Raw genomic sequence first — 20,727 nt, forward strand, 5'->3', positions numbered from 1 at the left:
CTGATGCTGATGCTGATGCTGATGCTGATGCTGATGCTGATGCTGATGCTGATGCTGATGCTGATGCTGATGCTGATGCTGATGCTGATGCTGATGCTGATGCTGATGCTGATGCTGATGCTGATGCCGATGCGGATGCGGATGCGGATGCCGATGCCGATGCCGATGCCGATGCCGATGCTGATGCCGATGCGGATGCGGATGCCGATGCAGATGCGGATGCCGATGCAGATGCCGATGCCGATGCAGATGCCGATGCAGATGCAGATGCTGATGCCGATGCGGATGCGGATGCGGATGCAGATGCAGATGCAGATGCGGATGCAGATGCAGATGCAGATGCGGATGCAGATGCCGATGCCGATGCCGATGCCGATGCCGATGCAGATGCGGATGCGGATGCTGATGCCGATGCGGATGCTGATGCTGATGCAGATGCAGATGCAGATGCGGATGCTGATGCCGATGCGGATGCTGATGCTGATGCAGATGCAGATGCAGATGCGGATGCCGATGCAGATGCTGATGCCGATGCCGATGCCGATGCCGATGCAGATGCCGATGCCGATGCCGATGCCGATGCCGATGCCGATGCAGATGCTGATGCTGATGCCGATGCTGATGCCGATGCTGATGCCGATGCTGATGCCGATGCCGATGCTGATGCCGATGCTGATGCCGATGCAGATGCGGATGCAGATGCGGATGCGGATGCGGATGCGGATGCAGATGCCGATGCGGATGCAGATGCGGATGCGGATGCGGATGCAGATGCGGATGCGGATGCGGATGCCGATGCCGATGCGGATGCCGATGCCGATGCCGATGCTGATGCGGATGCGGATGCCGATGCAGATGCTGATGCTGATGCTGATGCTGATGCAGATGCGGATGCGGATGCGGATGCGGATGCGGATGCAGATGCTGATGCAGATGCTGATGCTGATGCGGATGCGGATGCGGATGCCGATGCCGATGCCGATGCAGATGCGGATGCGGATGCAGATGCAGATGCCGATGCCGATGCCGATGCGGATGCGGATGCGGATGCCGATGCAGATGCCGATGCCGATGCCGATGCAGATGCTGATGCCGATGCCGATGCCGATGCCGATGCCGATGCCGATGCCGATGCTGATGCTGATGCTGATGCTGATGCTGATGCTGATGCTGATGCTGATGCTGATGCTGATGCAGATGCAGATGCAGATGCGGATGCCGATGCGGATGCAGATGCCGATGCCGATGCGGATGCGGATGCGGATGCGGATGCAGATGCAGATGCAGATGCAGATGCGGATGCGGATGCGGATGCCGATGCCGATGCAGATGCAGATGCAGATGCTGATGCAGATGCAGATGCGGATGCGGATGCGGATGCAGATGCTGATGCGGATGCAGATGCGGATGCGGATGCCGATGCCGATGCCGATGCGGATGCGGATGCGGATGCGGATGCAGATGCAGATGCGGATGCGGATGCAGATGCAGATGCCGATGCAGATGCTGATGCAGATGCAGATGCAGATGCAGATGCAGATGCAGATGCTGATGCTGATGCGGATGCGGATGCAGATGCCGATGCTGATGCGGATGCGGATGCGGATGCCGATGCCGATGCGGATGCCGATGCAGATGCAGATGCCGATGCAGATGCAGATGCGGATGCGGATGCCGATGCGGATGCCGATGCGGATGCCGATGCGGATGCCGATGCGGATGCAGATGCTGATGCCGATGCAGATGCTGATGCCGATGCGGATGCGGATGCCGATGCCGATGCGGATGCCGATGCTGATGCCGATGCAGATGCCGATGCAGATGCGGATGCCGATGCGGATGCCGATGCCGATGCGGATGCCGATGCTGATGCAGATGCAGATGCCGATGCAGATGCGGATGCCGATGCCGATGCAGATGCGGATGCCGATGCCGATGCCGATGCCGATGCTGATGCGGATGCGGATGCGGATGCCGATGCCGATGCGGATGCGGATGCCGATGCCGATGCGGATGCCGATGCCGATGCGGATGCAGATGCGGATGCAGATGCAGATGCAGATGCAGATGCAGATGCGGATGCGGATGCAGATGCGGATGCTGATGCTGATGCTGATGCTGATGCTGATGCTGATGCTGATGCAGATGCGGATGCTGATGCTGATGCTGATGCTGATGCTGATGCTGATGCTGATGCTGATGCTGATGCAGATGCTGATGCTGATGCTGATGCTGATGCTGATGCTGATGCTGATGCTGATGCTGATGCTGATGCTGATGCTGATGCTGATGCTGATGCTGATGCAGATGCTGATGCAGATGCTGATGCTGATGCTGATGCTGATGCTGATGCTGATGCTGATGCTGATGCTGATGCTGATGCTGATGCTGATGCTGATGCTGATGCTGATGCTGATGCTGATGCGGATGCGGATGCCGATGCCGATGCGGATGCCGATGCGGATGCAGATGCCGATGCGGATGCAGATGCTGATGCTGATGCTGATGCTGATGCTGATGCTGATGCTGATGCAGATGCGGATGCAGATGCGGATGCTGATGCTGATGCTGATGCTGATGCAGATGCTGATGCTGATGCTGATGCTGATGCTGATGCGGATGCTGATGCTGATGCTGATGCCGATGCGGATGCGGATGCCGATGCCGATGCGGATGCCGATGCCGATGCCGATGCGGATGCAGATGCAGATGCAGATGCGGATGCTGATGCGGATGCAGATGCTGATGCAGATGCTGATGCCGATGCCGATGCCGATGCCGATGCAGATGCTGATGCCGATGCAGATGCTGATGCCGATGCAGATGCTGATGCTGATGCAGATGCGGATGCCGATGCCGATGCCGATGCCGATGCCGATGCTGATGCGGATGCAGATGCTGATGCAGATGCAGATGCAGATGCTGATGCTGATGCAGATGCGGATGCTGATGCCGATGCCGATGCCGATGCCGATGCAGATGCAGATGCAGATGCAGATGCGGATGCCGATGCGGATGCCGATGCAGATGCAGATGCAGATGCAGATGCTGATGCGGATGCCGATGCGGATGCCGATGCAGATGCAGATGCAGATGCTGATACAGATGCAGATGCAGATGCAGATGCAGATACGGATGCGGATGCTGATGCTGATGCGGATGCTGATGCTGATGCTGATGCCGATGCCGATGCCGATGCCGATGCCGATGCCGATGCCGATGCCGATGCCGATGCCGATGCCGATGCCGATGCCGATGCGGATGCCGATGCCGATGCCGATGCAGATGCGGATGCGGATGCAGATGCGGATGCTGATGCGGATGCGGATGCAGATGCAGATGCTGATGCAGATGCCGATGCTGATGCAGATGCAGATGCGGATGCCGATGCCGATGCCGATGCAGATGCCGATGCAGATGCTGATGCCGATGCCGATGCCGATGCAGATGCTGATGCCGATGCTGATGCCGATGCCGATGCAGATGCAGATGCGGATGCGGATGCGGATGCGGATGCGGATGCGGATGCGGATGCGGATGCAGATGCTGATGCCGATGCAGATGCCGATGCTGATGCAGATGCGGATGCAGATGCTGATGCGGATGCAGATGCTGATGCGGATGCAGATGCTGATGCAGATGCAGATGCAGATGCAGATGCGGATGCGGATGCGGATGCAGATGCGGATGCAGATGCCGATGCCGATGCAGATGCAGATGCCGATGCAGATGCCGATGCCGATGCAGATGCGGATGCAGATGCCGATGCCGATGCCGATGCCGATGCCGATGCAGATGCTGATGCGGATGCAGATGCTGATGCAGATGCAGATGCAGATGCAGATGCAGATGCTGATGCCGATGCAGACACCGATGAGCCTGCGCCGCCAACGGCCAGGCTGGATGCGACCGGCACCACCTGTTCCGGTACGGCCGAGGCCTTTGCGAGGGTGCATATCCGCAACGCGGCGGGCATTCTGATCGGCAGTGGGACGGCTGATGCGACGGGCAATTATTCCATCGAACTGGATACGCCGCTGGCCAATGGCGAGACGGTGACGGTCACGCAGATCGACGCGGCGGGTAATGAATCACCGCCGGCTGTGGCGATCGCGCCCGATCTGACAGCGCCCGATGCGCCCGATGCGACGCTGGAATCGACCAACAGCGTCACCGGCACCGGTGAGCCCGGTGCGACCGTCACGGTCTATGACGCGGCGGGTACGGTGCTGGGAACGGGCCAGGTCGGCACCGACGGCACCTATCGGGTGGCGCTGGGTACACCCCAGAATAACGGCCAACAACTGACCGTCAGCCAGGCCGATGCGGCCGGCAATGTGTCCGATCCGGTCTTCCTGACCGCGCCGGACGGCACCGCCCCTCTGGCACCGGTCGCCTCGATCGGTCAGGATGGGCTGACCGTCACCGGCACGGGCGAACCGGGCGCGAATATTCGCATCTATAATGCCAGCGGCTTGCTGATCGGCACGGCGACCATCCAGGGCGATGGCAGCTACAGCGCCACGCTGGACACGGCGCAGACCAATGGCCAGGCGCTTACGGTGACACAAAGCGATGCGGCGGGCAATGAATCGCTCCCGGCCGGATTGACCGCGCCCGATCTCGATGCACCGGCCATACCGGGCGCGACGGTGGCTGCGGATGGTACGGCCGTTACCGGGACTGGTGAGCCCGGCGCGGTCATCGACGTGCGCGATGCCCAGGGCAATCTGATCGGCAGCGACGTGGTGCGGCCTGACGGCAGCTACAGCGTTACCCTGTCGCCACCCCGGATCGAGGGTGAATCCCTCTCCGTTACGCAGGTCGATGCCGCCGGCAATATATCCGACCCGGCATCGGTGACGGCACCGGATCTTACCGCGCCCGATGCGCCGACCGCAACGATCGCGCCGGATGGTGCCTCGATCAGCGGCACGGGTGAGGTTGGTGCGACGATCACCGTCCGGGATGCCAGCGGCGCGATCATCGGCACGGCGGTCGTGGATGATGACGGCAATTATGTCGTGGACCTCGACCCGGCGCGGGTCGATGGCGAAGTGCTGGATGTCACCCAGAGCGATACGGCAGGCAATGAATCGCCAGAAATCCCGGTTACAGCGCCCGATCTGACGGCGCCGCCGGTCCCCACCGCGACGATCGATGGCACCGGCGCGGTGGTCACCGGCACGGGTGTTGCCGGATCGACGGTGGAAGTTCGCGCGGCTGATGGCACGCTGCTGGGCAGCGGGACGGTCGATGCGCAGGGCAATTACACCATTACCCTGACGACGCCGCAGGTGGATGGTGAGGCCCTCTCCGTCACACAGGCCGATGCAGCCGGCAATGTGTCCGACCCGACCGACATCGTGGCGCCTGACCTGACGGCGCCGGATGCGCCGACCGCAACGATCGCGCCGGATGGTGCCTCGATCAGCGGCACGGGTGAGGTCGGCGCGACCATCACGGTGCGCGATGCCTCGGGTGCCATCGTCGGTACGACGGTGGTGGGGGATGACGGCACTTATATCTTCCCGCTGAGCCCGGCTCGCGTGGATGGGGAAGTGCTGGGCATCACCCAGAGCGATGCGGCCGGCAATGTGTCGACCGGGGTGACGGTGACGGCGGACGACATCACCCCGCCGCCAGCACCGACCGCGACCATCGATGATACTGGCCGCATCGTGACCGGTACCGGCGTCGCCGGATCGACGGTCGAGGTGCGCGCTGCCGACAACACGCTGCTGGGCAGCGCCACCGTCAATGCGCAGGGCAATTACAGCGTCACGCTGACGCCGCCGCAGCTCGACAGCCAGCCGCTGGAGGTGACCCAGGCGGATGCCGCTGGCAATGTGTCCGACCCGACTGACATCGTGGCGCCGGATCTGACGGCGCCCGAACCGCCGACCGCCAGCATCGCCGGCGACGGTGCGTCGATGAGTGGTACCGGCGAAGTCGATGCCACCATCACCGTCACCGACCCGACCGGGAGGGTGATCGGTATCGCAACGGTGGGTCAGAATGGCGAGTGGACCACGGCGCTGGTGCCGCCACAGGTGCATGGCGAGCCGCTCACCGTGGTGCAGAGCGATGTCGCGGGCAATGAATCCGCCGAAGTGCCAGTGATCGCGCCCAATCTGAACGATTCGGATGCACCCGATCCGGTGACGGCGGTGATCGATGGAACCGGCGAGACGGTGTCGGGCAGGGGTGAAATCGGTGCGACCGTGACCGTGACCGGGTCTTCGGGCGGACCGCTGGGTTCGGCCACCGTCGATGAGGATGGCAATTACAGCATCACGCTGGACCCACCGCAGGCCAATGGCGAGAAGCTGGCCGTGGTGCAGACCGACGCGGAAAACAACAGTTCCGTCCCTGTCATCCTGACCGCGCCCGACATCACCGCCCCCGCCGCGCCGACCGCGCAGATCGACCTGACCGGCGCCGTCGTGACCGGATCGGGCGAGAAGGGTGCGACCATTGCGGTGCGCGATGCCGGCGGTACGCTGATCGGTACGGCAACGGTAGATGGCCAGGGCCATTATGCGGTGACGCTGACGCCGCCGCAGACCGATGGTTCGCAACTGAGCGTCACGCAGAGCGACGCGGCAGGCAATGTGTCCGATCCGACGCCAGTCGCGACGTTCGATCTGGAGGCGCCCGACGCGCCGACCGGCACCGTCGAACCTGATGGCAGCGCCGTGACCGGCACAGGTGAGGCAGGAGCGACCATCACCGTCACCGATGCCACTGGCACGGTCCTGGGTACCGGCACGGTCGATGATGACGGCAACTACAGCGTCACGCTGGACCCGCCGCTCACCAATGGCGAGCCGCTGACGCTGGTGCAGACCGACGCGGCCGGCAATGCGTCGGGCGAGGTCGATATCGCCGCGCCCGACATCACGCCGCCCGATGCCCCGACCGGCACGGTGACGTCCGATGGTACGGCGGTGACGGGCACGGGTGAGGCCGGCGCGACAGTCAGCATCACCGCCGCCGATGGCACGGTGCTGGGTACGGCGACGGTGGGGGCCAATGGCGCCTATATCGTCGCCCTCTCCACGCCGCAGCTGAACGGCCAGACGCTGGGCATCGTCCAGACCGACGCCGCCGGCAATGATTCGGCGGAGGTCGATGTGCTCGCGCCGGATGTCACGGCTCCGGCTGCACCGATTGGCACGATCACGCCCGATGGCGCGGAAATAGCGGGCACCGGCGAAGCGGGGGCGACGATCACCGTCACCGACGCGGCCGGCACGGTGCTGGGCAGCACAACGGTGCTGGGCGACGGCAGCTATAGCGTCACGCTCGACCCGGCACAGGGCAATGGCCAGGCGCTGACGCTGGTACAGACGGACGGGGCTGGCAATGCGTCCCCGACCGTGCCGATCACCGCGCCCGACATCACGCCGCCCGATGCGCCGACCGGCACGGTCACGTCCGACGGCACAGCCGTCACGGGCACGGGTGAGGCTGGCGCGACGATCAGCATCACGGCCGCCGACGGCACGGTGCTGGGCACCGCGACAGTGGGCGCCAATGGCAGTTATGTCGTGACGCTCTCCACGCCGCAGGTGAATGGCGAGACGCTGGGCCTGACCCAGACCGATGCCGCCGGCAATGCCTCGACGGAGGTCGATGTGGTTGCGCCGGATATCACGGCACCGGCTGCACCGACCGGCACGGTCACGCCTGATGGCGCAGAAGTGACGGGCACTGGCGAAGCGGGGGCGACGATCACCGTCACCAATGCCGCCGGTACGGTGCTGGGCAGCACAACGGTGCTGGGTGATGGCAGCTATAGCGTCACGCTCGACACGCCGCAGATCAATGGTGAGAAGCTGACGCTGGTGCAGACCGACCCGGCTGGACTGGTGTCGCCGCAGGTGCCGGTCACAGCACCGGACATCACTGCGCCCGATGCGCCGACCGGCACGGTTTCGACCGACGGCACGGTGGTGACCGGGACCGGAGAGGCTGGCGCGACGATCAGCATCACGGCCGCCGATGGAACGGTGCTGGGCACGGCGACGGTTGGTGCCAATGGCAGCTATGTCGCGACGCTGACGCCGCCGCAGGTAAATGGCGAGACGCTGGGCCTGACCCAGACCGACGGCGCCGGCAATGCGTCTGGCGAAGTCGACCTGATCGCGCCCGATATCACGGCACCGATCGCGCCGACCGGCACGATCAGCGGCGACGGCGCGGTGGTCAGCGGGACCGGCGAGGCCGGTGCGACGATCAGCGTGACCAATGCGGCTGGGACGGTGCTGGGCACCGCGACGGTACAAGGCAATGGCAGCTATATCGTCACGCTCGACACGCCACAGACCAATGGCGAGAAGCTGACGCTGGTGCAGACCGACGGGGCGGGCCTGGTATCGCCGCAGGTGCCGATCACGGCGCCCGACACGACCGCGCCCGACGCGCCGACCGGCACGGTTTCGACCAACGGCACGGTGGTCACGGGCACCGGTGAGGCTGGCGCGACGATCAGCATCACCAACCCGGCCGGGACCGTGATCGGTACCGCGACGGTGGCCGCCAATGGCAGCTATGTGGCGACGCTTTCGACGCCGCAGGTGAATGGCGAGACGCTGGGCGTGACTCAGGCGGATGCGGCCGGCAATATATCGGTCCGCGTGCCGACGATCGCACCCGACATCACCGCCCCGATCGCACCTACGGGTACGATCAGCGGTGATGGTGCAGTGGTCAGCGGAACCGGCGAGGCCGGTGCGACGATCAGCGTGACCAATGCAGCCGGCACGGTGCTGGGCACGACGACGGTGCTGGGCAATGGCAGCTATAATGTCACCCTCACTACGCCGCAGACCAATGGCCAGGCGCTGACGCTGGTGCAGACGGATGGAGCAGGCAATGCTTCCCCGACTGTGCCGCTCACCGCGCCCGACACGACGGCGCCCGATGCGCCGACCGGGACGGTTACGTCCGACGGCACGACGGTGACTGGCACGGGTGAGGCGGGTGCGACGATCAGCATCACCAACCCGGCCGGGACAGTTATCGGCACCGCGACGGTGGCCGCCAATGGCAGCTACATCGCGACGCTGACGACGCCGCAACTGAATGGCGAGACGCTGGGCGTGACTCAGGCGGATGGTGCCGGCAATATATCGGTCCGCGTGCCGACGATTGCGCCGGACATCACGGCCCCGGCGGCGCCGACCGGCACGGTGACGTCCGACGGCACGACGGTGACCGGCACGGGTGAGGCTGGTGCGACGATCAGCATCACCAATCCGGCCGGGACCGTCATCGGCACCGCGACCGTGGCGGGCAATGGCAGCTATAGCGCCGCGCTGACGACACCGCAGACCAACGGCCAGACTCTGGGCATCACCCAGGCGGATGCGGCGGGCAATGTGTCGCCGCGCGTGCCGACGATCGCCCCCGACACCACGCCGCCGGCGGCACCGTCCGGTGTGGTCACGGCTGATGGTACAGTGGTGAACGGCAGCGGAGAGGCTGGCGCGACGATCAGCATCACCAACCCGGCCGGGACCGTCATCGGTACTGCGACGGTGGCGGCCAATGGCAGCTACAGCGTGACGCTGACGACGCCGCAGACCAATGGTCAGACGCTGGGCATCACCCAGGCGGATGCCGCCGGCAATGTGTCGCCGCGCGCGACGACATTGGCGCCGGACAGCACGCCGCCAGCGGCACCGACCGGCACGATCAGCGGCAATGGCGCGATCGTGTCCGGCACGGGCGAAGCCGGGGCGACCATCCGCATCACCAATGCGACCGGCACGCTGCTGGGTACGGCGGTGGTGGCGACCAATGGCACCTATAGCGCCACGCTCACCACGCCGCAGACCAATGGCGAAAAGCTGACGCTGGTGCAGAGCGATCCGGCGGGCAATGCCTCGCCCACCGTGCCGATCACCGCGCCGGATACGACCGCACCGGTGGCACCGACCGCTGCCGTCTCCGCCAATGGCGGGGCGGTGACGGGCACCGGGGAAGCGGGTGCGACGATCACTGTTCGCGCGGCCGATGGCACGATCCTGGGCACCGCGACCGTGGCCGCCAATGGCAGCTACACGGCGGCACTCAGCCCGGCGCAGCTCAACGGTGAGCGGCTGAGCGTCAGTCAGGCGGACGGAGCGGGCAATGGATCGCCCAATACTGCCGTCACCGCGCCCGACCATACCCCACCCACCGCACCGACGGCCGCCGTGTCGGCGACCGGCGCGGTGGTGACCGGGACGGGTGAAGCCGGTGCAACCGTGACCGTGACCAATGCGGCGGGTGTCGTCATCGGCACGGCGGTGGTCGCAGCCAACGGCACCTATTCGGTGACGCTGACCCAGGCACAGGCCAATGGCGAGACGATCGGCGTCATCCAGACCGACGGCGCCGGGAATCCGTCTGTCGCGACCAGCGCGATCGCGCCGGATATCACCGCGCCGAACGCACCCGTCAATCTGGCGGTCAATACGGCTGGCACGACGCTGACCGGCATCGGTGAAGCCGGGGCGACGGTCCGGGTCCGCGACGGAACCGGCACGGTGATCGGCACCGGGCAGGTGGGATCGGATGGTCGTTTCTCGATCACCCTGTCCAGCCCGCAAGTGGGCGGCCAGAATCTGACCGTGACCCAGACCGATGCGGCCGGCAACCAGTCGCAGCCCGGTGCAGTCGGCGCACCGTTCGACATCGCTGCGTTCGACAACAGCACGGTCGCGCTCATCGACCTGCTGCCGGTATCGACGGCGGTCAACCATGGCACGGCCAATTATCTGGCGCTGGTGTCGCTCGGCCTGCTTAATGTCAATTTGCAGGTATTGGCGACCCCCAGCGTAGGCTTCACCGTGGCGGACGGCCATAGTCTCAATGCCGTCTTCACCTATGACGCGACGCTCAGCATCGGTGTGCTATCGGGCTATTCGGTCGCGGTGCAGCGGTGGAACGGGTCTGCCTGGGTCGCTGTGGGCGGTGGTACCGGCGTGTCGGTGCTGCAACTCACGCTGCTCAACGGCAATCTGGTCAGCACCGAAACGCTGGGGCCGGGCCAATATCGCGCCTTCGTCACGTTCGACGGAACGCTGGGTGTCGGCCTGCTGGGATCGCTCAATGTCGCGGGCACCGATTCGGACTTCACCGACATTGGCGGCATCGTGCCCCAGCAGATCCACGGCAACGTCATCACCGATCCCAGCCCGGACGGCCATATCGACATCATCAGCCCGCAGACGGTGATTCAGAGCGTCACCGTCAACGGGGTGACGACGGCGGTGAATGCGAACGGTACGGTGGTGAACGGCGCCTTCGGCCGGCTGGTCATCAATCTGGACGGCAGCTATACCTACACCCCGTCGCCAACCGCCGCGTCGATCGGCAAGACGGATGTGTTCCAATATACGCTGATCGACAAGAGCGATGGCGAGACGGAGACGGCGAACCTGTCGATCACGATCGGCAGCGACGACATCACCGCCGCCCCGATCGCCAACCATGATACGGCGACCGCAGGGGTGCAGTATCAGAATGTCGTGGAAACGGTGGCGCCGACGGTCGAATTCTCGTTCAGCACGCCGGTGCTGTCCACCCGGTCGGGCAATGACAGCTTCACCGTCGCCGCCAATAGCCAGTCGGACGTCACCATCTCTGTCGTCCGGACCGGTGCGGCCGCACTCCTGCCGAGCTACACCATCACGGTGAAGAATGCGGCAGGCGTGACGGTCGGCACCTATACCGGGACGACGGTGCTCGGCGGATCGGGCATCACCCATACGTTCGAGGATCTGCCGGCCGGCACCTATACCTATACGGTGTCCAGCACCAACCTGCTGGGGAGCACCTATGGATCGACCGTCTATATCAGCGAATCCATCACCCATTTCGACCAATATACGGTGTCGGGCGTAACCGGGACGCAGGGCGAACTGCTCGCCAATGATGTGACCGGCACCGCCTTCCCGGTAGTGAAGGTCGGGACGGGCAGCGGCTTCGTGGAGGTCGGCGAGACGGCGGTGACGATTCAGGGCACCTATGGCAAGCTGACCGTCAATGAGACGGGCCACTACACCTACACGCCAAGCACGACGATCCCGCATTCGACGGTCAATCTGGTCGACAGCTTCACCTACCAGATCGTCCAGCCCAATGGCGTGACGGCCACGGCCACGCTGGATGTGACGATCAATGTCGGCTCCGGCGCGACGTCGGCGGTGATGTCGATCGAGGAAGCGAGCCTGCGCATGGATGAAGCAGCAGCGGTCAGCGACGACACGCATCAGGCGGCGAGCCTGACGGCCGAACCGACGGCGCACCAGCCGGTCACCACGGCGTCCGAAACGGCGCTATCCGCGACGCATGAGGATGCGGCGGCTCCGGCCACGGATGATCCGACCGCGTCGGGGACTGATCTGGTCGCGGCGGCCTCCGCCGCCGATCCGGTCGATGGAGCGGGCGCCGACCAACCGGCCACGACGGACGCGGACCCGACCGATACGTCGGTTTCGGACGATGTGCTGGGCGAACTGGCCTATCAGATGTTCGAAGGGCAGGGCGTGCTGGAAGATGTGTTGTCGGCCTATCTCGACCGTCAGCCGCTTCCCGAACGGGTGGACCTGACCGAGGCCAGCCCTGCGGCAAGCCCCGAAAGTGTCGACCTGACGTCTGTGGATGTACCGCAGGATCCGCTCGGATATCTGTCCACATCCGATGATATCGAAAAGCACAACCCTAATACTGGTCATGTACTATGACAGAAGCTGTCATGAATATAGGATGATGAAAGCCGTTGCGACATCGACATGATAACAATCTCATCATGTTAGCATGTTCGTAACCAATGGCACCCATGCTGGTCATAACTGGATGAGGATATGACCGGCATGGGAACATGGTTCCATAACGGCAGAGCCTATCTATTGCTCGCCGGCGGCTTGCTTGTTTCGGCCGCATATGCACAGACCGGACCGGCGGCGAACCCCGCCGATCCTGTGACGCTGGAAGAAGCCGCTCGGGAGGCGATCGCCTGGCACCCGGTGCTGACCCAGGCGGCGGGCGAACTCAACGCCCGCACCACGGAAGTGGACGTCGCCCGCGCTGGCTATTCGCCGCAGATCAGCGCCGGCCTCGCCACCGGCGTTGACAGCCGCCTGACCGCCGACTGGCGCCCCCGGCCGCAAATCAATGCCTCGCAGATGCTGTATGATTTCGGCAAAGTGTCGAGCGCCGTGGATGCGGCACGCGCGGGCACGCGGGTCGGCGAGGCGGAAATGCTGCTGGCAGTGGACGGGCTGATCCGCGACACCGGCTATGCGATGGTCGAGGTCCAGCGCGGTGAGGCGTTGCATCGGATCGGACTGGAGCAGCTGGAGCGGGTCCGCGCGATCAGCGATCTGGTCGATAGCCGGGTAGAGAAGGGCGCGGCGACCCGGTCGGATGGCTTGCAGGCGCAGGCCCGTGTGGAAGCCGCGATCGCCACTCTGTCGCAGATCGAGGCGGCACGCCGCCGCTGGTCCAGCAACCTGGCCTATCTGCTGGGGCGGACCGCGCCACCGGCCAAGGTCGATGAGGAAGTGCCCGGCTGGCTGATGGCGGCCTGCCGCCAGCCGCCGCCCGACTGGACTGACGTGCCCGCCGTCATGGTGGCGGAGGCGCAGAAGGATCAGGCGATGGCGGACCTCAAGCGGCGCAAGGCGGAGCAGATGCCCACCATCTCCCTCGCCGGTACCAGCACGATCGATGTGTCCGATCCGCTGTCCAGCCGGCGCAGCGCCTATTCGCTGGGCCTCAACGTCAGCAGCAATGTGTTCGGTGGTGGCATCACCAAGGCGCGGGTGCGCGGCGCCGCCTTCGCGCTGGAGGCGGCCGATGCCGCCACCGACCGGGCGCGCAACGAAACGGCCCAGCGCCTGTCAGAGGCGCAACAGCAGATCGACAGTCTGGGCGCGCTGCTCAAGACGCTGGCATCGCGGGAAGGCAATATGGACGAAACCGGAAAGCTGTATCGCATGCAATATCTGGAAATGGGCACGCGCACGCTGGTCGACCTGCTCAATGCCGAGCAGGAGTTTCAGCAGGTCCGGTTCGAAGCCGCCAATACTGCCCACGACCTGCGGCGGTTGCAGATGGATTGTCTGTATAATTCGGGCCGGACCCGCGCGGCCTTTCACCTCACGGGAACAGTGGTGCGCGGGGTGACGCTATGAACATGATGCCGCCGATCAAGCCGGTCGCCAGCGCAGGCGCGGCCCCCGGTCCGGCCCCGGCCGTTCCTTCCATCGACGCCTGGCTGGACCTGTTGCAGCAGGTGGCGCGCCATTATGGCCTGCCCAATAGCGAGCAGGGCGCCAAGCTGGCGGGCCTGTGGGCCGGGATGGACGGGGAGCAGGCCAAGGTGCGCGGCATTGCGCGTGCATTGGGCCTGTCGATCCGTTTCCGCACGCCCGACGCGCGCGACAAGCTATCCGGCTGGCGCCTGCCGATGATCGTGCGGATGAGCGACGGCGCGCTGGCGCTGGTGACATCGATCGCCGAGGACGGGGAGGCGACCCTGTCGCTGGCAGGCGAGGGCGGCCTGCGCGCGCATATGCCGATCGCCGATGTGGCGCGCGGCGCGACCCTGCTGGTCATCGCCCGACCGGTGCGCGCGGCGCCCGATGCCCGCGTCGATCCCTATATCCACCAACAGGATGAAAACTGGCTGCGGCGCATCATCCATCAGGACAGCCGGTCCTATGTCCATGTGATGGTGGCGTCCTGCATCGCCAATGTGCTGGGCCTGTCCGGCGTGATCTTCTCGATGCAGGTCTATGACCGGGTGGTCCCGGCGGAATCCTATCCTACGCTCTATATCCTCGTGCTGGGCGTAGCGCTGGCGATCGGCTTCGATTTTCTGCTGCGTCGGCTGCGCATGAACATCGTCGATGTGCTGGGCAAGCGCGCCGACTTGCGCATGTCGGACAAGGTGTTCGGTCATGCGCTGCGCGTGCGCAACCGGGCGCGGCCGACCTCCACCGGCACCTTCATCGCCCAGCTACGCGATCTGGATCAGGTGCGCGAACTGCTGACCTCCACCACCGTGGCGGCGATGGCGGACCTGCCCTTCTTCCTCATCTTCCTTGTGATCCTCTGGTTCATCGGCGGCCCGCTGGTGCTGGTGCCGCTGGCCGCTTTGGTGTTGCTGCTGGTGCCGGGCCTGCTCGCCCAGCGCAAGCTGCGCGCCTATGCGACCGCGTCGATGCGCGAAGCCTCACTGCGCAACGCCATGCTGGTGGAGGCGGTGCAGGGGATCGAAGATATCAAGGCGCTGCAGGCCGAAGAGCGATTCCAGCAACTATGGAACCGCTACAATGCCGAAGCCGGCGAGCAGCAGTTGAAGCTGCGCGGTCTGACCAACAGCCTGACCGTGTGGACGCAGAATGTGCAGAACGGCGTCTATGCCGGGATCGTGTGCGTCGGCGCGCCGATGGTCATCGCGGGCGATATAACGACCGGCGCGCTGGTCGCTTCCTCCATCCTGGGATCGCGCATGATGGCGCCCATGTCGCAGGTGACGTCGCTGCTCAGCCGCTTCCAGCAGTCGCGCGTGGCGATCGGCAGCCTGAACCAGATTATGGGCCTGCCGGTCGATCGGCCCGACGCCGAACATCGCATTTCGGTGAACGCGATCGCGGGCGCAATGACGATCCATGGCGGCGTGTTTAGCTATGCCGATCCCAACAGCCCGCCCGCGCTCACCATTCCGGAACTGGAGATCAAGGCAGGCGAGAAGATCGCGCTGCTGGGCCGCAACGGTGCCGGCAAATCGACCCTGTTGCAGGCGCTGTCGGGCATGATGCAGCCGGTGTCGGGCGAAGTGCTGATTGACAATCTGGCGCTGCACCATATCGACCCGAACGACTTGCGCCGCGACGTTAGCTTCCTGTCGCAGAACAGCCGGCTGTTCCACGGCACGATCCGCGAAAATCTGACGCTGGGCGCGCCAGATGTCTCCAATGAGGAAATCCTGTCCATGCTGGCGATGACCGGGGCGATCCAGTTCGTCCGGCGGCTGCGCAGCGGGCTGGAACATATCATCCTGGAGGGCGGCAACGGCCTGTCGGGCGGGCAGATCCAGTCGCTGCTGCTGGCGCGGCTGTTGCTGCGCCATCCGACCGTCGCGCTGCTGGATGAACCGACCGCCGCGATGGACGAGGTATCGGAACGCCACTTCATCGACGGCCTCAAGACATGGGCGCAGGGGCGCACACTGGTGATCGCCACTCACCGCATGCGGGTGCTGGAACTGGTCGACCGGGTGATCGTGATCGACAATGGCGGCATATTACTAGATCAGCCCAAGGATGCGGCGCTCCGCACGATGCAGGCCAACCGGGCGAGGGTGGCATGAGCGGGGTCGCGGTCATCGATGACGAATGGCAGTTCGACGATGAAGGGCGCGGTCGCATCACCGGCGCCAAGGGCCTGCTGTGGCTGGTCACGGCTTTGTTCGTCGTCGCCTTCACATGGGCCTGGTTCGCCAAGCTGGACGAGGTCGCCAGCGGCAGCGGGCGGGTGGTGCCGACCAGCCGCGAGCAGATCATCCAGTCGCTGGAGGGCGGCATATTGGCCAGGCTGATGGTCAAGCAGGATGATATCGTGAAGCCCGGCCAGATACTGGCGCAACTGGACCCCACCCAGGCGGGATCGACGGTCGATGAAAGCGCCGCCAAATATCGCGCGGCGCTGGCCAGCGCCGCGCGGTTGCGCGCGGAAGTCGGCGGTACGGCTCTCGCTTTCCCGGCCGAACTGGACCGCTATCCCGAATTGAAGGCAGCCGAATCGCGCCTCTATCGCGACCGGAGGGACAGCCTGATGAGTTCCGACCGGCTGATCGACGAATCCCTCGCGCTTATCGGCAAGGAAGTGAAGATCGGCGAATCCCTGATCGCCGTGGGCGCCGCCAGCAGTGTCGAGGTGTTGCGGCTGAAGCGGCAGCAGGCCGAACTGGCGCTCAAGAAATCCGACCTGCGCTCGCAATATCTGGTCGAGGCGCAGCAAGATCTGGCCAAGGTCAGCGAGGAGGTGGAGGCGCTGGCGCCGGTGGTGCGCGGCCGGTCCGATACGCTGAAGCGCCTGACGCTGCGGTCGCCGGTACGCGGCGTGGTGAAGAGCATCGACGTATCCACCATCGGTGGCGTGGTATCGCCCAATGGCGAGATCATGCAGATCGTGCCGCTGGACGACCAGTTGCTGATCGAAGCGCGCATTTCGCCGCGCGACATCGCCTTCATCCACCCCAACCAGCGGGCGACGGTCAAGATCACCGCCTATGACTATGCCATTTATGGCGGGCTGGAAGGGACGGTGTCGAGCATATCGCCGGACACGATCAAGGATGAGGTGAACCCGGAAATCTATTATTATCGCGTCTTCGTGCGGACCAAGTCGGTCGCCGTGGTCAACAAGGCGGGCAAGCGTTTCCCGATCGTGCCGGGCATGATCGCGACGGTGGATATCCACACCGGCAGCAAGACGGTGATGCAATATCTGCTCAAGCCCCTGAACCGCGCGCGCGAAGGGCTGCGCGAACGATGAGCCGCCCGCTGGAGGAAAGGCTGGCCGCGATCGGCGATCGGGTGCGGCAAGTGGCGGCGGTGCCGGTCGATGGCGCGCCGGCGGTGGTGCTGTTCCTGTCCTTCACCGATGGCGCGGCGCGGGCGCAGACCGTCACTGTCAGCGCGCCGGATGCGGCCGCTTGCTGGGACAAGGCACTGCCGCTGCTGCGGGCGGCGGCAGACCGGCTGGATTGGCTGCGCGTCGATTGGGTCCGTGCGGTTGAGCAGACGGACTGGCACAGCCTGCGCCAGCGACTAGATGCCACCAAGCGCAATTATTTCCGCCTCGGCATTTCGCTGGACGCGCGGCTGGAACAGGCGTTTCTGGAAACGGAAATCAACGCCAATGCCATGCTCTATGGCGGCAATGGGCATCCGACGGCCATCATCAATGAAGGCAATTTCCTGCGCTATGCCCGGCTGCGCCATGGCATTAGAGCGATCGACTTCCGCGATGATGTGCCCATCTGGCTCTTCTCTACGGCAGGCCTGTTCATGGGTGCGGATGGCGTCATCCACGCGATCCGGGAGCAGGGCCGCAATGCCGGTCGGCGGACGGTGGAGCGGCTGGACCCCGGCCTGCTGCTGCGCCTGATCGACGATGGCAGCGCCTATCTCGCTTCGCAGGTGCAGCCGGACGGCCGCTTCCATTATGGCTGGCATCCCTGTTTCGACCGGCCGATCGCGGCCTATAACAGCCTGCGCCACGCCAGCAGCACCTATGCCATGCTGGAAAGCTGGGAGGTGACGCGGTCGCCCGCGCTGCTGGCCGCGATCGAGCGGGCGCTGGCCTGTCTGGAGCACGACCTGATTCGCCCGGCGACCCTGCCGGACGGGACTCAGGCCGCCTTTCTGGTCGATCCCGGCAATGAGGCGAAGCTGGGCGGCAACGCCGTGTGCCTGCTTGCCCTGGTCAAATATAGCGAGTTGATGGCGACGGACCGCTATCGCCCGCTGCTCGATCAACTGGCGTCGGGCATCCTCCATATGCAGGACGCGGACAGCGGGCGCTTCGTCCATGTGCTGGACTATCCGACGCTGGCGGTGAAGCAGGATTTCCGCATCATCTATTATGATGGGGAGGCCGCCTTCGGCCTGATGCGCCTCTACGGCCTGACCGGCGATCCGCGCTGGATCGACGCGGTGGCGCGGGCCTTTACCCATTTCATCGCGGCGGGCCATGCGGCGGCGCACGACCATTGGCTGAGCTATTGCGTCAATGAACTGACCCGTTATCGCACGGATGAAGCCTGGTTCCGCTTCGGCCTCGACAATGTCCGCGACCATCTGGATTTCGTGGAAAATCGCATCACCACCTTCCCGACGCTGCTGGAACTGATGATGGCGGCGCAGCATATGATCGCGCGCCTGTCCGCCGACCCGGACCATCGCCACCTGCTCGATACGATCGACCTCGGCAAATTCCATCGGGCGCTGCACGCCCGCGCCCATTATCTGCTGAACGGCCATTTCTGGCCCGAACTGGCGATGTTCTTCGCAAACCCGCGTCGGATCGTCGGCAGCTTCTTCATCCGTCACCACGCCTTTCGCGTGCGGATAGACGATGTCGAACATTATCTGTCGGGCCTCATTGCCTATCGCCGGCACCTGCTGGAGAAACAGGCGGAACAGGCAGCGCTGCCGGCCGAAAGCGGCTGGACCGCGCGCAGCGTCTGCCAGGCGACCGGCGGGCGCTGGGTCGTGCCGCCGTCGGTCGACTGGCGTGCGGAGGGGCTGTGCATCTTCCCCCCCAGCCTGCGCGACGGCGAGATAGTGGTGATGCGCGGCACGGCAGGGGAGCGGGGAATCCCCCCGCGCCTGATCGATCGGCTGCAACCGCAGGCATCAGCCATCATCACCAGTGCGCCGGAGCGTGTCGCCAATAGTGGCCTGCCGGTGCTGGCGGTCTCGAGCAATGACGAGGCGATCCTGGCGCTGGGCCGGCACGCCCGCGCGGCGATGACCGGCAAGCTGATCGGCGTGACCGGCAGCGCGGGCAAGACCACCATGGTCGCGATGCTGGCGCAGGCGCTCCGTCCGTGGGGCGATGTCGGCGAGACGCGGCTCAACGCCAACCTGCCGCATGGCATCGCCTGGAATCTCGCGTCCATTCCGTGGGATACGCCCCATATCGTGATGGAACTGGCGATCGGCCGGATGAAGCAGAATGCTTTGCTGACCCGGCCCGACATCGCGGTCTTCACCAATATTGCCCCGGCGCATCTGGAATTTCACCACGACCTCGCTACCGTCGCGCGGCGCAAGAGTGCGATCTTCGCAGGGATGGCGCCCGGCGGCGTCGCGATCCTCAATGCCGACATGGCGGAACTGCCGCAGGTGCGCGCACTGGCGCTGGCGCATGACCTGCGGGTCATCAGCTATGGCGAGGGCGTGGACGCTGACTTCCGGTTGGTCGATCGGCAGGGCGACCATGTGCAGGTGGCGACACCCATGGGTATATTCGACTATCGCTTGCAGGCGCCGGGCCGCCATATGGCGCTCAACAGCCTGGCGGTGCTGGCGACCCTCTCCGCCTTGTCGCTCGATGCCGGGCAGGGGCTGGCAGCACTTACCGATTTCCGCCCGCTGGCCGGGCGTGGCGAGGAAATGGTCCTGACCATCGGCAACCGGCGGATCGCGCTGATCGATGAGGCCTATAATGCCAATCCCGCCTCCATGGCGGCGGCGCTGGAACTGCTCGGCGCCCGGACCGGTGGGCGGCGCATCGCGATATTGGGCGAAATGCTGGAACTGGGGCCGGGCGCAGCCGCCTATCATCGCGCGCTGGCGCCCCTGATCCGGCAGCAGGGCATCGACTGCGTCCATGCCGTCGGCACCCTGTACGCGCCGCTCTGGGCGGACTTGTCGCCGGAACGGCTCGGCCTCCACGCCAGCGATATCGGCCAGTTGCACGCCTGCCTCAGGGAAACGGCGCGGGATGGCGACATCATCCTCATCAAGGGATCGCATGGCAGCGGTCTGCATGAACTGGTCGCGCAGTTGAAGGCAGCAGCAGAGGAGCAAAATATGTCCGAAGTGGAGATGGTTTCGGTCGCATGACCGCAAGAAAATTACGCCGTTTATAATTCGTTAAGGTGGAGGGCGCAGCCTTGGGCCTGCTCCACGAGAACCCGATGCAAGGAAG

General features: G+C 64.9%; 6 protein-coding genes. 5 read left to right on the top strand and 1 reads right to left on the bottom strand.

Annotated elements, in window-relative coordinates:
- Window positions 1-3,956: hypothetical protein (locus RQH62_RS00005; protein WP_311267533.1), on the bottom strand; the 3,956-nt coding region annotated here is incomplete at its 3' end.
- Here RQH62_RS00005 and RQH62_RS00010 point away from each other — a divergent pair.
- The 5 genes from RQH62_RS00010 to murF all read left to right on the top strand — a co-directional run bounded on the left by RQH62_RS00010 (window position 3,900) and on the right by murF (window position 20,642).
- Window positions 3,900-12,740 (top strand): BapA/Bap/LapF family large adhesin, encoded by an 8,841-nt coding sequence (locus RQH62_RS00010; RefSeq protein ID WP_311267485.1) that lies wholly within the window; start codon window positions 3,900-3,902, stop codon window positions 12,738-12,740. The genes RQH62_RS00005 and RQH62_RS00010 overlap by 57 nt on opposite strands.
- 120 nt (window positions 12,741-12,860) lie before the next feature.
- On the top strand, window positions 12,861-14,192 hold the full coding sequence (locus tag RQH62_RS00015; RefSeq protein ID WP_311266703.1) for a TolC family protein: 1,332 nt from the start codon (window positions 12,861-12,863) through the stop codon (window positions 14,190-14,192).
- The gene (locus tag RQH62_RS00020) at window positions 14,189-16,375 is read left to right on the top strand and encodes a type I secretion system permease/ATPase (RefSeq protein ID WP_311266704.1); all 2,187 of its coding nucleotides are present in this window, start codon (window positions 14,189-14,191) and stop codon (window positions 16,373-16,375) included. The genes RQH62_RS00015 and RQH62_RS00020 overlap by 4 nt, the downstream gene beginning before the upstream one ends.
- Window positions 16,372-17,562 carry an HlyD family efflux transporter periplasmic adaptor subunit gene (locus RQH62_RS00025; protein WP_311266705.1) on the top strand — a complete coding sequence of 397 codons (1,191 nt, stop codon included), beginning with the start codon at window positions 16,372-16,374 and terminating at the stop codon, window positions 17,560-17,562. The genes RQH62_RS00020 and RQH62_RS00025 overlap by 4 nt, the downstream gene beginning before the upstream one ends.
- Window positions 17,559-20,642 carry a UDP-N-acetylmuramoyl-tripeptide--D-alanyl-D-alanine ligase gene (gene murF / locus RQH62_RS00030; protein WP_311266706.1) on the top strand — a complete coding sequence of 1,028 codons (3,084 nt, stop codon included), beginning with the start codon at window positions 17,559-17,561 and terminating at the stop codon, window positions 20,640-20,642. Before RQH62_RS00025 ends, murF begins: the two co-directional genes overlap by 4 nt.
- Window positions 20,643-20,727: the final 85 nt, after the last annotated feature.

The sequence above is a fragment of the Sphingobium sp. WCS2017Hpa-17 genome, from assembly GCF_031843765.1.
GTDB lineage: Bacteria > Pseudomonadota > Alphaproteobacteria > Sphingomonadales > Sphingomonadaceae > Sphingobium.

Bases quoted from the DNA above. Each gene is read 5' to 3' on its own strand.
- RQH62_RS00015 (WP_311266703.1), top strand. From the start codon at position 12,861: ATGACCGGCATGGGAACATGGTTCCATAACGGCAGAGCCTATCTATTG.
- RQH62_RS00020 (WP_311266704.1), top strand. From the start codon at position 14,189: ATGAACATGATGCCGCCGATCAAGCCGGTCGCCAGCGCAGGCGCGGCC.
- RQH62_RS00025 (WP_311266705.1), top strand. From the start codon at position 16,372: ATGAGCGGGGTCGCGGTCATCGATGACGAATGGCAGTTCGACGATGAA.
- murF (WP_311266706.1), top strand. From the start codon at position 17,559: ATGAGCCGCCCGCTGGAGGAAAGGCTGGCCGCGATCGGCGATCGGGTG.